Below are 14,272 nucleotides of genomic sequence, written 5' to 3' on the forward strand. Positions count from 1 at the left end.
GCGCATTGGGCGCGGGTGGACGCCCTGCCGCGCACCAGCGTGGGCAAGCCCGACAAGGCGGCGATGCGGCGGATGCTGGCCGCCGGAGAATTGCAGATCGAACGGACCGGCCAGTCTGCGCCGGCCTGACGCCGCGCCGCCCCGGGGCGGCCGGCTCCACGGGTTTCAAGGGAGGAAAACATGAGTGCCAAGGCAGAGGCGGCGGATGTCGTCACATGCGAAATCCGCGACACGGTCGCCTGGCTGACGATCGACCGGCCGAAGAAGATCAACGCCCTGTCCTCGACCGTGGTCAAGGCGCTGACCGGCCATGTCCAGGCGCTGCAGACCGATGACCGGGTCAAGGTCATCGTGCTGCGCGGGGCGGGGGCGCATTTCTCGGTGGGTTACGACATTGCCGAAGAGGTCGAAGTCGGGTTGGCCCGGCCGGAAGACTGGCATGGCGCGCTGTCGAACAATGTCGGCCTGTCGATGGCGGTCTGGGCCTCGCAAAAGCCCACGATCGCGGCGGTCGATGGCTGGTGCCTGGCCGGCGCCTGCGAGCTGGCCATGGCCTGCGACATGATCATCGCCACCGACCGCGCCCAGTTCGGCGAGCCGGAAATCCGCTTCGGCTCGGGCCCCGTCACCCTGCTGATGCCCTTTGTCCTGGGCCAGAAGAAGACGATGGAACTGCTTCTGACCGGCGACACCATTCCCGCGGCCGAGGCCGAACGTCTGGGCCTGGTGAACCGCACCGTCGCGCCCGAGGCGCTGGACGCCACGGTCGATCAGCTGGCCCAGAAGATCGCGCTGACGCCGCTGATCACCCTGCGCCTGACCAAGATCGCGCTGACCCGCGCCTATGAGGCGATGGGCCTGCGCAACGCGGTGAATGTGAACCTGGATCTCGCCGCCACGCTGAACGCAGCCCAGGCGCCGGAAAAGACCGAATTCGTCACGCGCGTGCGTGAACAGGGCCTGCGCAAGGCGCTGGATTACCGCGACAGCCGCTATGGCGCTTTGACCTGAGGGGGCGGCAATGAAGGATCAGAAAATGGCCGAGACCGCGACCAGCCTGCATATGGGCGACATGCTGACCGAGATGCTGATCGCCTATGGCGTCGAGGTGGTGTTCGGCATGCCGGGCGGGCAGACCTGCGGCCTGTATGAAGGCATCGCCAACCGGCGCGACCGGATCAACCATGTGCTGGTGCGCGACGAGCGCAACGGCGTTTATGCCGCCGATGCCTATGCGCGGCTGACCGGCAAGCCCGGCGTCTGCGACGTGACGGTCGGCCCCGGCGCGACCAAGCTGACCGATGGCTTCGTCGAGGCGCTGAACGCCTCGATCCCGCTGATCGCCATCGTCGGTGAATTGCCGCGCGACTGGCTGCCCTTGAAGGCCAAGGGCGTGGCCAGCCAGGGCTTTGACCAGCTGAGCTATCTGAAGTCGATCTCGAAAGAGGCCTTCCTGGTTCCCACCCCGCAAAGCTTCCCCGAGATCATCCGCACCGCCTGGCGCATCGCCACCTCGCCGCGGCCCGGGCCGGTGGCGATCATCGTGCCGCATGACATCATGGATCACCCCTGGGACCCGGAAACCCAGCCGATCCTGATCGACGACCGCTATATCCGCGCCCCCGCCCATCGCGCCCGCGCGCTGCAGGCCGATCTGGCGGCGGCGGCGGCGGAACTGGCGGCGGCGGAACGGCCGCTGATCGTAGCCGGCGGGGGCGTGCATGCCTCGCTTGCCTATGACGAATTGCGCCAGCTGGCGCAGGTCAGCGGCGCGCGGATCGTCACCTCGCTGTCGGGCAAGGGGGTGATCGACGAACATGACCCGCTGGCCATGGGCGTTTTGAACCCGATGGGGTCGAAGGCCGCGCTGGACATCGCGCCCGAGGCGGATCTGATCTTCTGGTGCGGCTCCAAGGCCAGCCAGAACACCGCCAACAACTGGACGCTGCCGACCGCCAGCCAGGCCACGATCACGCTGGATGACGACCCGCAGGAACATGGCCGCACCTTCCGGCCCACGGTGGCGCTGTTCGGCGACATCCGCGAAACGCTGCGCGATCTGATCCCGATGCTGACGCCGCGCGAAAACCCGGCCTGGGTGGCGCGCTGCAACGAGGTGCGGGCGGCGCAGCAGGCGATCATCCGCGCCGACTGGGAGAATGAATCGACCCCGATCCATCCCGGCCGGGTCCTGCGCAGCGTGGCGCAATTGCTGAAGCCCGAGGATATCGTGATCTCGGATGCCAGCTTCTCGTCCGGCTGGATCGGGCAATATCTGCTGGCCCAGGGCGCGGGGCGGCATTTCCTTTATGCCCGCGGCCAGGGCAGCCTGGGCTATTCGGTTCCGGCCTCGCTGGGGGCTGCGATGACCCGGCCCGAGGCGCGGGTGCTGACCGTGGCGGGCGATGGCGGATCGTCCTTCTATATCGGCGAATTGGCGACCCAGGCGCAGCACAAGATGCGGGTGGTGAACCTGATCTTCAACAATGGCATCATCGCCTGGCTGCAGATGTGGGAGCAGATCTATTACAACGGCACCCGCCTGTCGGTGGATCTGGAATCGAACCATGCCAAACCGTCCTATGCCGCGGCCGCGGCCGGGTTGGGGCTGAAGGGCATTCTGGTGGAACGCCCCGACCAGATCGAGGCGGCGCTGGCCGAGGCCTTCGCCTATGACGGGCCCTCGGTCGTCGAGGTGCGCAGCGATCCGGTGGCGACCCCCATCCACAGCCTGCGCCGCCGGCTGCAGAACCCGGCCAAGGAAATTCGCCGCCCGGGCAGCGTCTACCAGTTGCGGCAATGGAAGGTTTCGCCTTCTCTGGCGAAAAAGCAGGACTGAGACCATGGTGATCAAGAAGGCTATCAACGATCCCGAAAACCTGGTGCGCGAGATCGCCGAGGGCGTGGTCTTCGCCGCGCATGGGCGGGTGCGGCTGCTGGAGGATCTGCCGGTGCTGGTGCGCACGGCGATTGAACCCGGCAAGGTCGGCATCGTGGTCGGCGGCGGCTCGGGGCACGAGCCGATGTATCAGGGGCTGATCGGCCCGGGCTATGCCGATGCGGTGGCCTGCGGCAACATGTTTGCCGCCCCCACGCCCGATGTGATCCTGGCCGCCACCCATGCGGCCGATCAGGGCAAGGGGGTGCTGTATCTGCAGGCCAATTATGCCGGCGACAACATGAATTACGAAATCGCCGCCGAACTGGCCGCCGATGACGGGATCGTCACCCGCACCGTGCGGACGGGCGAGGATGTCTCGATGGCGCCGGAACTGGGGCGCCGCGGGCTGGCGGGGTCGTTCTTCACGCTGAAACTTGCCGGCGCAATCTGCGGCACCGGCGCCGATCTGGACCAGGCGGCCGACCTGGCGCAGCGCGTGGCTGACAATCTGCGCTCGCTTTCCGTGGCCTTCTCGCCCGGCTCCTTGCCCGATACCGGCGAGAAGACCTTCGAGATCGCCGAGGACGAGATCGAGGTCGGCATGGGCGTGCATGGCGAGAAGGGCGTGGCCACGCTGAAGATGGCCAAGGCCGATCCGCTGACCGATCTGATGATCGACAAGCTGGCCGGCGACTACCCGCTGGCCGCGGGCGACCGGGTGGCGCTTCTGGTCAATGACATGGGCGCGACCACGCTGATGGAACTGTATGTCGTCACCCGCCGCGCCCATCAGCGCCTGGCGGAAAAGGGCATCACGGTGGTCGATACCTGGATCGGGCCCTATTGCACCACGCAAGAGATGGCGGGCTTCTCGCTGACGCTGTTACGCCTGGATGCCGAGATGGAGGCGTTGCTGGCGCGGCCGGCGGCGAATGAAAGTTTCCTGCGACCCTGAGCGGGCGCATGAGGGAGGATGGAATGGAAGCGACGCAGAAGGCCGGCTTCAAGGCCGGGCTGGCCGCCGCCGCCGAGGCGGTGGTTGCGGCCAAGGATGTGCTGACCAAGGCCGATCAGGCGATTGGCGATGGCGATCATGGCCTGGGCATGGCGCGCGGCTTTCGCGCCTTTGCCGAGGCGCTGGCGAAACAGGAAGGCGGCGATGCCGCCGCCAGCCTGCAGGCGGGGGGGCGGGCGCTGATGATGTCCAGCGGCGGCGCCTCGGGCGCGATCTTCGGCACCTTCTTTCAGGCCGCCGGCAAGGCCCTGCCGCCGGGCGATCTGCCCGAACCCGCCGCTCTGGCCGCGGCCTTCGCGACCGGGCTGCAGGCGGTCCGCGATCGCGGCAAGGCCAAGGCCGGCGACAAGACCATGATCGACGCCGCCGAACCCGCCATCGCGGCCCTGGCCGCCGGACCGCAGGATCTGGCCCTGGCCCTGACCGGCATGGCCCGGGCGGCGCGATCCGGCATGGATGCCACGCGCGACATGGTGGCGACCACCGGCAAGGCGCGGGCGCTGGGCGAACGCTCGCTGGGCCATCCCGATCCGGGCGCGATGACCTTCACCCTGTGGTGCGAGGCGCTGGCCGCGCGGATGGGCTGACGCCCGGTCCCGCCCAGCGGAACTGCCGCCCATGCTGCGCCTGCGCGCCATGGCATGGGCGGGTCGGGCGCAAGCTGCTATCATGACGCCCGGATGACGGAAGGGGCGCTGCAGTGGATGTATCGGTGAAACCTGAAACCGAAACCGAAGCCAAGCCGGGCGCGCGGGGGCGCGGCCGGCCGAGCTATGATCTGGAAGATCAGGAAGCGGCCGAGAATTTCCGCGCGCTTTGCGCGGGCTTCGTGCTGGACCGCACCGCCCCGGCGCCGCTTTGGGTGCAGCTGAAGAACCAGATCGGTGCGGCGATCCGCGAAGGCAACCTGCCGCCCGAATCCCGCCTGCCCTCGGAACAGGCGCTGTGCAGCCTGCTTGACGTCTCGCGCCCCGTCGTGCGCGCCGCGATCCGGGCGCTGTCAGACGAAGGCAGCGTGGTGAAACTGCCGCGCAAGGGCATGTTCGTCTCGCCCGAACGGCGCCAGACCGACTTTCTGAACGCCAATATCAGCGTTTTCGGCGATATGGCCGCCAAGGGGATCAGCGTTTCCACCGATACGCTGGAATTCTTCCGCGCCCCCGCCAATGCGCGCGAACGCCAGGTCTTCAACCTGCCCGAGGCCGGAACCGTCATCCGCCTGCGCCGGATGTACCGGATGGAAGGCCATCCGATCACGCTCAGCTGGATCTCGCTGCCTGGCCATCGCGTGCCGGACATGGAGAAGCTGGATATGACCAACCGTTCGCTTTACGAAACCCTGCGCACGGTCTTCGGCATCGAGGTCCGCCGCGCCGAACGCTGGTTCACCGCCGAAATGCCCTCGCCCGAGGCGGTGAAGCTGATGAAGGTCGATGCCCATCAGCCGATCATCGTGATCGAATCAATCGCCTATGATCAGGCCGGCGAGCCGGTCGAATTTTACACCGCCTATTACGATTCCAACCATGCGCGGATCCATATTTCCGTTTGACGGAACTTTCCCGTCAGGCGGAACCCTCGGGGGAAGGAAAGCACGCAAAACCGCCTGTTTCTGGTAATAACCAGATTGACTTTTGGGCCCATGCGCCTAACCTCGATCTCAACCGGGAAAACCCGGACGCAGACCCGCCAAGGGCCCGCCCGGTCAGGGCACCCTCAGAACATAACGTCGACGCGCGAACAGGGAGGAGCGCCGAGATGCCGATCGCACCACCGTCGCAGCCGCGGCGCCGATCCTTGATGCCCGCAGAACGGCCAGAAGACCGGCCAGAAGACCAGATCATCGCCGCCTGCCGCGCGATGAATGCCTCGGGTCTGAACCAGGGCATGTCGGGCAATATCAGCCTGCGCCAGGGCGATGGGCTGCTGATCACGCCCACCTCGCTGGACTATGACCGGATGCAGCCCGAAGACATCGTCCGGCTGGATGCCGAAGGCCGCCCGCAGGGCCGCCGCCGGCCGTCAAGCGAATGGCGCTTCCATTACGACATCCTGCGCCAGCGGCCGGATGTGGCGGCCGTGGTGCATGCCCATCCGATCCACGCCACCGCGATCGCGCTGCATGGCAGGCCGATCCCGGCGGTGCATTACATGGTCGCCATCGCCGGCGGCCCCGAGATCCGCTGCGCGCCCTATGCGCGCTTCGGCACCCAGGCACTGTCCGATGCCGCGCTGGCGGCGCTGGACGGGCGCATGGCCTGCCTTCTGGCCCATCACGGGCTGATCGCGCTGGGGCGCGACCTCGATCAGGCGCTGTGGCTGGCGCATGAGGTTGAAACCCTGGCGCGGATGTATCTGGCCAGCCTGGCGATGGGAGAGCCGCCGCGCCTGCCGGATGCGGAAATTGCCGGCGTGCGCGCGGCCATGCAGGGTTACGCGCAGGTCTGAGACAGGGCTGCCGCCCCGCAGGGGGCGCTGGCCACAAAGTTCCGGTCGGAGGAGCCGGGGCGAATGGGGGCGGCCCCCGGGCCGCGAAAACTGGGAGGAATGAATGTCAGGACTGAAGATTCTCGCCTTCGGCGGCGCGGCCTTCGCCGCGATGCTGTCGGCCTCGGTCACCATGGCCGAGGAACTGTCGCTGGAAGGCAAGGTGATCGGCATCACCACCATCCGCTCGGACAACCAGGCCGACCGGCTGTTCTACCAAAGCGCCATCGCCGAGGCCGAACGGCTGGGCGCCGAGGTCATCGCGCTGGACGCCCAGTCGAATGACCAGACCCAGGTCAGCCAGATCCAGACGCTGATCGCGCAGAAACCCGATGCGATCATCGAGATTCTGGGCAATATCGAAGTGCTGAACCCCTGGCTTGCGCGGGTGAAAGAGGCGGGCATCCCGCTGTTCACCATCGACACGACCACGCCTTCGGCCACCAATGTCGTGGCCTCCGACAATTACGGCATCGGCGAACAGCTGGCGCTGAAAATGGTCGCCGACATGAATGCCAAGGGCAATATCCTGGTCTTCAACGGCTTCTACAGCGTGCCGCCCTGCAAGATCCGCTACGACCAGATGAAATACGTCATCTCGAACTTCCCGGATGTGAAGGTGATCGAGCCCGAGATGCGCGACGTCATCCCGAACACCGCCCAGCGCGCCTATGCCGACACGTCGGACATGCTGACCAAATATCCGAACGAGGGTGACATCTCGGCGGTCTGGGCCTGCTGGGACGTGCCGCTGATCGGCGTGACCCAGGCGATCGACGGCGCGGGCCGCACCGGCATCCGCACCTATGGCGTCGACGGCTCGGCCGATTTCATCGCGATGATCGAAGATCCAGCCAGCGCCGCCGGGGCGGTGGTGATCCAGGATCTGGTCGGCATGGGCAAGGCCTCGGTGCAGAATGTCGCGGCCCATCTGGCCGGGCAGAAAGTGCCGCCCTTTACCTATGTGCCGCATCTGATCGTCACCAAGGAAAACGCGGCCGAGGTGATCCCGACCCTGCCCTCGACCGACTGAGCCGCGCAGGCGCACAAGCCGACCGGCCGGGCGGCCCGATTGCCGCCCGGCCCGATCGCATCACCGGGCAGAGGGAGAAACACATGCCGCTGGACACACAGTCCGCGATCATCGAGATGCAGGGCATCTCGAAACGCTTCGGCCCGGTGCGGGCGCTGGAAGAGGCGAGCCTGACCATCCATCGCGGCCGCATCCACGGCCTCGTGGGCGCGAACGGGGCGGGGAAATCCACCATCATCAAGGTTCTGGCGGGCATCCTGCGCCCCGATGCCGGCACGATCCGCATCGACGGGCAAGAGGTCACCCGCCTGACCCCGGCGCTGGTCGAAAAGCTGGGCGTGCATTTCATCCATCAGGACCGGCTTCTGGTGCCGACCGCCACCGTGGCCGAGGCGATCTTTCTGCGGCATGAGCCGCGCATCGGCCCCTTCCTGAACCTGCGCGCCATGCGCCGCCGCTCGGCCGAATTGCTGAAACACTATTTCGATCTGGATCTGCCCGCCGATGCTTTGGTGCAGGATCTGACCACCGCCCAGCAGAAGATCGTGCAGATCACCCGCGCGCTGGCGCAGGAGGCCAAGGTTCTGGTCCTGGACGAACCCACCGCCGCCCTGGTCAAGCGCGAGGTCGACAGCCTGTTCCGCGTGCTGCGCCGGCTGCGCGATGACGGGATCTCGGTCATCTTCATCTCGCATTACATGCAGGAAATCGAAGAGATCTGCGACGAAGTCACCGTGATGCGCAACGGCACCGATGTGGGCGTGGTCGATCCGCGGCAGTCCGGCATCGACGAGATCGTCGCCATGATGATCAACCGCGACATGGGCGAGATGTACCCCGCCCGCAGCGTCGCCATCGGCGCCCCGGTGCTGGAGGTGCAGGGGCTGAGCCGCGATGGCAGTTTCCGCAATGTGTCGCTGACCCTGCGCGCGGGCGAGATCGTCGGGCTGACCGGGCTTCTGGGCTCGGGCGTCAAGGAGTTGGTGCAATGCCTGTTCGGGCTGGACCGGCCCGATGCGGGGCGCGTCGCCATTGACGGGCAAGAGGTGGCCTTGGGCAGCCCGGTGCAGGCCGTGGGCCGGCGCATCGCCCTTCTGCCCGAAGACCGGCGCGCCCATGGCGTGGCGATGGGCCTGTCGATTGCCGACAACATCGCCCTGGCCTCGATGCAGCGCTATGCCAAGGGCGGGCTGGTCTCGGCGGCCAAGGAGGCGGCGATCGTCGACGGGCTGATCCGCGACCTGTCGATCAAGACGCCGCACCGGCACAATCTGGTCAGGAACCTGTCGGGCGGCAACCAGCAGAAAGTGGCCATCGCGAAATGGCTGTCCTGCCAGTCGCGCATCTATGTGCTGGATGAACCCACCGTCGCCGTGGACGTGGGCGCCAAGGTGGAAATCTACAACCTGATGAACCGGCTGGCGGCCGAGGGGGCGGCGATCCTGCTGATGTCCTCGGAACTGGAAGAGCTGGTGGGCATGTGCGACCGCACGCTCGTCATCTACCGGGGCGAGCTGATCGACGAATTCACCCGGGCCGAGGCCGATACCGACAGCTTGCTGGCGGCCGCCTCCGGCGCCGCGCGCAAGACCGCGAGGGAGACCGCATGACGATGACCATAGCCGCAGAAACCGCCGCAAAGCCGGCCCGCGCCCGGGGCGCGCTGCGCCGCCAGGGCACCCTGGTCCTGCGCCTGGGCGCCCTGGCGATGTTCGCGCTGATCATGGCCTGGTTCGCCTTCACCACCCGCGGCTTCGTCTCGCCCGCGAACATCTTCAACGTGATCGAGCAGACCGCCGTCATGGGCGTTCTGTCCTTCGGCATGGCGGTGGTGCTGATCGGCGGCGGCACCGATGTGCAGACCGGCGGGATCGACCTGTCGATTGCCGCCAATACCGGGCTTTGCGCCGCGGTCTATGCCACGCTTCTGGCCGGCGGCTCGGGCGATCTGGCGGCGGCCGCGGCGGCCATCGGCACCGGCATCGCGGTCGGGCTGCTGAACGCCTTCGCCGTGGTGCGGCTGGGCATCCTGCCGCTTCTGGCGACACTTGCGGTGATGAACATCGTCGCGGGGCTGGAGCTGACGGTGACCGAAAACCAGGTGATCGGCGCCAATTCCACGGTCACCCAGCTGATTGCGACCGGCCGTTTCCTGGGCCTGTCGGTGCTGGCCTGGATCTTCATCCTGTTCTCGGCGCTGATGACCTGGGCGATCCATTATTCGCGCATCGGCCTGCGGCTTTACGCCGTGGGCGGCCACCCCGAGGCCGCACGCGCCGCGGGCATCAATGTGGGCGCCTATGTCGCCGGCACCTATGCCTTCTCGGGCTTCTGCGCGGGCTTTGCGGCCATCCTTCTGGTGGCGCGGCTTTCGGCCTCGACCACGGCCACCGGGCAATTGCTGCTGGCCATTCTGGCCGCGGCCCTTCTGGGCACCGTCTTCTCGCGCCGCTTCGTGCCGACGGCCGGGGGCACGATCCTGTCGACCCTGTTCATCGGCTTTCTGGCCAACGGGTTCCAGCTGTCGAACGTGTCCTATTACTGGGTCAACGGCGTGCAGGGCGTGCTGATCCTGATGGTCGTGGCCGTCACCACCTTCGCCAAACCGCAGGGGAAATGAGATGCTGAACCTGTCCACCCCCATGCCCATCGAAGAGCGGCTGAAGGCGATTTCCAACTATGCGGTGATCTTCGCCCTGGTGGTGATCGTCGCGGGCTTTGCCATCGCGGCGCCCAGCTTCCTGACCGGGGCGAACCTGTACAACCTGATCCTGAACAATGTGGTGATGCTGGCCATCGTCGCCATCGCCATGACGATCGTGGTCAGTTCGGGCGGGATCGACCTGTCGGTCGGCGTCTCGGTCGACATGGCCTCGATGGCCTTCATCATGCTGCTGAAAGCGGGCGTCTTCGTCGGCACGGCGCTGTTTGCCGGGATCGGCGCGGCGCTGGTCGTGGGGCTGATCAACGCGATCCTGATCACGCGGCTGCGGATCAGCCCGTTCCTGGCCACGCTGGGCATCCTGTTCATCGGCCAGTCGGTGCAGAAGATCGCCTCGGGCGGCGGCAAGCCGGTCTACCTGGCCAATGCGAAATTCGCCCCCACCTTCAACGCCATCGTGAAATCCGAGGTCTTGGGCATTCCGACGCCGATGCTGATCCTGGCCGCGATCGCGATCGCCGTCTATGTGCTGCTGCACAAATCGGTCTTCGGGCGCTATATCCGTGCGCTGGGCGCGCAGCCGGGCGTGGCCTGGTATTCCGGCATCCGGGTGCCCTTCCACACCTCGCTGGTCTATATCATTGCCGCGGGCCTGTGCGGCGTGACCGGGATCCTTCTGTCCTCGACGGTGAAAAGCTATGTGCCGCTGTCGGGCGACGGCTATCTGCTGGACGCGATCGGCGCCTGTTTCATCGGCACCACGATTTCGGCGCAGCGCCGGCCCAGCGTTCTGGGCACGCTGATCGGCGTGCTGCTGCTGGCCGTCACCCGCAACGGGCTGTTGCTGGTGGGCTGGAACTTCTACTGGCAGCAGGTGGGCATCGGGCTTCTGGTCTTTGCCGTGCTGGCGCTCAGCTTCGGGCTGCGGGGCAGGGGGCATTGATGGCCAGCTTCGACGTCTCTTGCGTGGGCTTCTATGTCGTCGACATCCTGGGCCGGCCGGTGACCCGGATTCCCGAAGGCGGGCGGGCGGATTACATCGAGGAAATCCGCATGACCGTGGCCGGAACCGCCGGCGCCACGGCGCTGGATTGCGCGATCCTGGGGCTGAAGACCCGGGCCGTGTCGCTGGTCGGGCAGGATGCGATGGGCGATTTCCTGGTCTCGACGCTGGAAGGGCGGGGGGTCGATTGCCGCTGCATCGCCCGCACCGACCAGGCCCAGACCTCGGCGACGATCCTGCCGGTCCGGCCGAATGGCGAACGCCCGGCGCTGCATGTGCCGGGCACCGCGGCGCTGTTCAGCCTGACGCCGGCCGATCATCCGGCCGTGCTGGATGCGCGCATCCTGCATCTGGGCGGCACCGGCCTTCTGCGCCGCTTCGACGGCCGCCCTTCGGTCGATCTTCTGGCGGCAGCCAAGGCCAGGGGTCTGGTCACCACCTTCGATCTGATCCAGGCCACGCCCGCCGTGGCGGCGCTGGTGGCGCCGATGCTGCCTTTCGTCGATTGGTTCGTGCCCTCGATCGAAGAAGCGCGCGAGCTGACCGGCCTTTCGGACCCGGCCCAGGTGGCACAGGCGTTGCACGATCAGGGGGCTGCCAATGTGGTGCTGACGCTGGGGGCCGAGGGCGTTTATGCGCGCGCCGCCGATGGCGCGACGCTGCGCCTGCCCGCGCATGACATTCGCGTCGTCGACACCACCGGCTGCGGCGATTGCTTCACCGCCGGGGTGATCACCGGCCTGACCAAGGGCTGGGATCTGGAACAGACCCTGCGCTTCGCCACCGCCGCCTCGGCGCGCGTTGCCATGGCGCTGGGCTCGGAAGGCATGCTCACCTCTTTCGCGGATACCTGGGCGGCGATGGAGATGCTCCCGCTTCGTGCCGCCTAGCCGCGCCGGCGATCGCAGGCGATCCCGGCGGGGCGGGAAAGGGCGGGCCGTGGGAGCCCGCCCTTTTCCTGTCACGAGGCCAGCGCCGTCTCGGCCGCAGCGTCCAGCGCCGGGCCAAAGCGGTGGAACTGCGCCCTGAACCGCTCGACCGCATCGGGCAGCGCATCGGGGCCGGTCATGCGGAACATGATCGCCGTGGTGGCCGAGGCCGCCAGCATCCGTTGCAGCGCCGCATCGCCCACCCCGGCCGGATCGGTGCCGCACAGCCGGGCAAAGCGCAGCGCCATCTCGTTCTGGTCGCGGTAATCACCGAACTGCGCCTCGGCGGTGCAGGCCGCCAGCCCCGCCTCAAGCCGCGCCCGCGACGGGGCCGGGATCGCGCCCGACCAGGCATAGGCGATATAGCGCGCCTGCTGTTCCAGCGGCACCGGATAGGGGCCCTGCTGCGGCCACAGCCCCATCAAGGCCAGCCCCGGCAGATCGGGGTGAAAGGTGAAATCGGCGATGCACAGGCCCTTGGCATCGGCCTGCAGCGTGCGGGCGATCTCGGGCGACAGGAAGGGCAGGTTCAGATCGAAGCCGGTGCCGATGATGATCGCATCGGCTTCAACCGCGCTGCCATCGGTGAAGGTGACCGTCTGGCCCTGAACCCGGGCGATCCATGGCCGCACCGCCAGCCGGTTTTCCGCCACCAGATTCAGGTAGTGCTGGCTGCCGGTGAAGCCGGCCTTGCGGATATCGGGATGCGGCTTCGGCGCGCCATAGCGAGCCGGATCGCCGCCATAGGCCAGCACGAAATCCTGTTGGGCGCGGTCCAGTTCCTCGGCAGTGGCATGGTCGCGCATCAAGGCGCCGCCGCGGGTGAAGGCGTAATATTCCAACGGCACACCGCGCACCATCTTGGGCATCACATAGCGTTGCCGCCGCTGCGACAGCACCACCGCGCGGCTGCCCAGCATCGCCAGGTCCGAGGCGATCTCCAGCGCCGAGATCGACCCGCCCGCCACAACGACGCGCTTGCCGCGGAACGCCTCGGGCGATTTGTAATGAAAGGCGTGGCGGGCGCCCAATTCGCCGGTAAAGCCCGCAAGCCCCGGAATCGCCGGGATGTTCGGCTTGTTGTAGCGCCCCGAGGCGATCACCACCCGCGGCACGGTGATCTCTTCGATCCCGTCCCTGCTTTCCAGCCGCAGCCTGTAGCCCCCCGGCACCTGATCCAGCGCCTGCAGCCTGCTGCCCAGCCGTGCCCCGTCCAGCAGGCCGAACATCTGCGCATAGCGGCGCAGATAGGCCAGAACCTCTTGATTGCGGGGGAAAACCGCCACATCGGCCGGATAATCCAGATCCGAGAATGAGGTGGTGATCCGCGCCGTATTCGTCCGCATCTCGGGCCAGACGCCCGACAGCGGATTGCTGCCATCCCATTGCCCGCCGATCCCGTCATGCGCCTCGATCAGCACCGGCCTCAGCCCGCGCTGCTTCAGCCAGCGCGCCGCCGCCAGCCCGGCCGGCCCCGCCCCGATCACTGCAACCTGTTCCGTCATGTCCCCTCCCTCTTTGCGCAAAAGATGCCGGCTCCTCTTCCGGCCCCGATCCTTGGCCCGCCTTCGGGCCTTGGGATGACTGTTCCCGAGCCGGCTCTGCCGGTCAAATGAATTCTGAGTATAATCAGAAATTGCACGAGGCGCGACCGCCGCCCCCCGGCACATCGCCGATGCAATCGCGCCGCGCGCCGCCTAGGATGACGCCGTACCCAGCGGAGATCCCGATGACAGCCGATCCGATCCTGCCCTTCGTCCAGATGGCCCGCAACAATGCCTGGGCGAATGAAACCCTGCATGCCGCCCTTCGCGGCCTTGACCCGGCCGCCTTTGCCGCGCCGCGGCCCGGCTTCTTTCCCACGCTCGGCCAGACGCTGAACCACATTCTGGAAGTCGACCGCTACTATCTGGCCGCGCTGGAAGGCCGCCCGCAGCCCTATGCGCAGATCGCGCGGCCCGAAATCACCGACCCCGCCGCGCTTGCCGCCGCCCAGGCGGCCGAGGATCGCCGCTTTCTGGCGCTGTGCAAGGCGCTGACCCCGGCGGCCCTGGCCGAACCCCGCAGCACGATCCGCCGCGACGGGCCGGTGGAGGAGCGGGTCGACCATCTGCTGCTGCATCTGGTGCAGCATCAGATCCACCATCGCGGCCAGGCGCATGTGCAGCTGCACAGTGCCGGCATCGCGCCGCCGCAGCTGGACGATTTCTATCTGGAGTTCGGCCGCGTGCCGCGCGCCCGGGCCTGGCTGGAGACCTAGGC

The 14,272-nt window shown here is 67.4% G+C and carries 13 protein-coding genes; 12 read left to right on the forward strand and 1 reads right to left on the reverse strand.

Annotation, left to right across the window (positions count from 1 at the left end; translation table 11 throughout):
- Nucleotides 1-180 precede the first annotated feature (180 nt).
- The 11 genes from K1Y73_RS04845 (at nucleotide 181) to K1Y73_RS04895 (ending at nucleotide 11,971) form a co-directional block, all read left to right on the forward strand.
- Nucleotides 181-1,011 (forward strand): enoyl-CoA hydratase/isomerase family protein, encoded by an 831-nt coding sequence (locus K1Y73_RS04845; RefSeq protein WP_225026873.1) that lies wholly within the window; start codon nucleotides 181-183, stop codon nucleotides 1,009-1,011.
- 10 nt (nucleotides 1,012-1,021) lie between these two features.
- Nucleotides 1,022-2,839, forward strand: coding sequence for a thiamine pyrophosphate-binding protein (locus K1Y73_RS04850; protein WP_225026874.1), 1,818 nt, complete (start codon nucleotides 1,022-1,024; stop codon nucleotides 2,837-2,839).
- Nucleotides 2,840-2,843: 4 nt separating this feature from the next.
- Nucleotides 2,844-3,836, forward strand: a complete 993-nt coding sequence (locus tag K1Y73_RS04855) for a dihydroxyacetone kinase subunit DhaK (RefSeq protein ID WP_225026876.1) — start codon at nucleotides 2,844-2,846, stop codon at nucleotides 3,834-3,836.
- A gap of 23 nt (nucleotides 3,837-3,859) precedes the next feature.
- On the forward strand, nucleotides 3,860-4,483 hold the full coding sequence (gene dhaL, locus K1Y73_RS04860; RefSeq protein WP_225026877.1) for a dihydroxyacetone kinase subunit DhaL: 624 nt from the start codon (nucleotides 3,860-3,862) through the stop codon (nucleotides 4,481-4,483).
- A gap of 125 nt (nucleotides 4,484-4,608) precedes the next feature.
- Entirely contained in the window at nucleotides 4,609-5,448 is an 840-nt protein-coding gene (locus K1Y73_RS04865) for a GntR family transcriptional regulator (RefSeq protein WP_225026878.1), read from the forward strand.
- A gap of 248 nt (nucleotides 5,449-5,696) precedes the next feature.
- Entirely contained in the window at nucleotides 5,697-6,344 is a 648-nt protein-coding gene (locus K1Y73_RS04870; RefSeq protein ID WP_225026979.1) for a class II aldolase/adducin family protein, read from the forward strand.
- A 103-nt stretch (nucleotides 6,345-6,447) separates the two neighbouring features.
- A complete protein-coding gene (locus K1Y73_RS04875) occupies nucleotides 6,448-7,416 on the forward strand; it encodes a sugar ABC transporter substrate-binding protein (protein WP_225026879.1) in 969 nt (322 codons plus the stop codon).
- 83 nt (nucleotides 7,417-7,499) lie between these two features.
- Nucleotides 7,500-9,026 carry a sugar ABC transporter ATP-binding protein gene (locus K1Y73_RS04880; protein ID WP_225026880.1) on the forward strand — a complete coding sequence of 509 codons (1,527 nt, stop codon included), beginning with the start codon at nucleotides 7,500-7,502 and terminating at the stop codon, nucleotides 9,024-9,026.
- Nucleotides 9,023-10,036: an ABC transporter permease gene (locus K1Y73_RS04885; RefSeq protein WP_225026881.1), complete on the forward strand. Its 1,014-nt coding sequence runs from the start codon at nucleotides 9,023-9,025 to the stop codon at nucleotides 10,034-10,036. Before K1Y73_RS04880 ends, K1Y73_RS04885 begins: the two co-directional genes overlap by 4 nt.
- 1 nt (nucleotide 10,037) lies before the next feature.
- Entirely contained in the window at nucleotides 10,038-11,021 is a 984-nt protein-coding gene (locus K1Y73_RS04890; protein WP_225026882.1) for an ABC transporter permease, read from the forward strand.
- Nucleotides 11,021-11,971, forward strand: coding sequence for a carbohydrate kinase family protein (locus K1Y73_RS04895; protein WP_225026884.1), 951 nt, complete (start codon nucleotides 11,021-11,023; stop codon nucleotides 11,969-11,971). The genes K1Y73_RS04890 and K1Y73_RS04895 overlap by 1 nt, the downstream gene beginning before the upstream one ends.
- Nucleotides 11,972-12,042: 71 nt before the next feature.
- On the opposite strand, the gene K1Y73_RS04900 is transcribed toward K1Y73_RS04895, so the two are convergent.
- Complete coding sequence (locus tag K1Y73_RS04900; RefSeq protein ID WP_225026885.1) at nucleotides 12,043-13,515, reverse strand: flavin-containing monooxygenase; 1,473 nt, start codon at nucleotides 13,513-13,515, stop codon at nucleotides 12,043-12,045.
- Between the two features lie 224 nt (nucleotides 13,516-13,739).
- On the opposite strand from K1Y73_RS04900, the gene K1Y73_RS04905 reads away from it, so the two are divergent.
- A complete protein-coding gene (locus K1Y73_RS04905) occupies nucleotides 13,740-14,270 on the forward strand; it encodes a DinB family protein (protein WP_225026887.1) in 531 nt (176 codons plus the stop codon).
- Nucleotides 14,271-14,272: the final 2 nt, after the last annotated feature.

This window comes from Xinfangfangia pollutisoli, assembly GCF_020179405.1.
In the GTDB taxonomy this organism is placed as follows: domain Bacteria; phylum Pseudomonadota; class Alphaproteobacteria; order Rhodobacterales; family Rhodobacteraceae; genus Pseudogemmobacter; species Pseudogemmobacter pollutisoli.

What these genes read in the sequence shown, in the direction of transcription:
- K1Y73_RS04845 (WP_225026873.1), top strand. Translation starts at nt 181, where the DNA reads ATGAGTGCCAAGGCAGAGGCGGCGGATGTCGTCACATGCGAAATCCGC.
- K1Y73_RS04850 (WP_225026874.1), top strand. Translation starts at nt 1,022, where the DNA reads ATGAAGGATCAGAAAATGGCCGAGACCGCGACCAGCCTGCATATGGGC.
- K1Y73_RS04855 (WP_225026876.1), top strand. Translation starts at nt 2,844, where the DNA reads ATGGTGATCAAGAAGGCTATCAACGATCCCGAAAACCTGGTGCGCGAG.
- dhaL (WP_225026877.1), top strand. Translation starts at nt 3,860, where the DNA reads ATGGAAGCGACGCAGAAGGCCGGCTTCAAGGCCGGGCTGGCCGCCGCC.
- K1Y73_RS04870 (WP_225026979.1), top strand. Translation starts at nt 5,697, where the DNA reads ATGCCCGCAGAACGGCCAGAAGACCGGCCAGAAGACCAGATCATCGCC.
- K1Y73_RS04875 (WP_225026879.1), top strand. Translation starts at nt 6,448, where the DNA reads ATGTCAGGACTGAAGATTCTCGCCTTCGGCGGCGCGGCCTTCGCCGCG.
- K1Y73_RS04880 (WP_225026880.1), top strand. Translation starts at nt 7,500, where the DNA reads ATGCCGCTGGACACACAGTCCGCGATCATCGAGATGCAGGGCATCTCG.
- K1Y73_RS04885 (WP_225026881.1), top strand. Translation starts at nt 9,023, where the DNA reads ATGACGATGACCATAGCCGCAGAAACCGCCGCAAAGCCGGCCCGCGCC.
- K1Y73_RS04890 (WP_225026882.1), top strand. Translation starts at nt 10,038, where the DNA reads ATGCTGAACCTGTCCACCCCCATGCCCATCGAAGAGCGGCTGAAGGCG.
- K1Y73_RS04895 (WP_225026884.1), top strand. Translation starts at nt 11,021, where the DNA reads ATGGCCAGCTTCGACGTCTCTTGCGTGGGCTTCTATGTCGTCGACATC.
- K1Y73_RS04900 (WP_225026885.1), bottom strand. Translation starts at nt 13,515, where the DNA reads ATGACGGAACAGGTTGCAGTGATCGGGGCGGGGCCGGCCGGGCTGGCG.
- K1Y73_RS04905 (WP_225026887.1), top strand. Translation starts at nt 13,740, where the DNA reads ATGACAGCCGATCCGATCCTGCCCTTCGTCCAGATGGCCCGCAACAAT.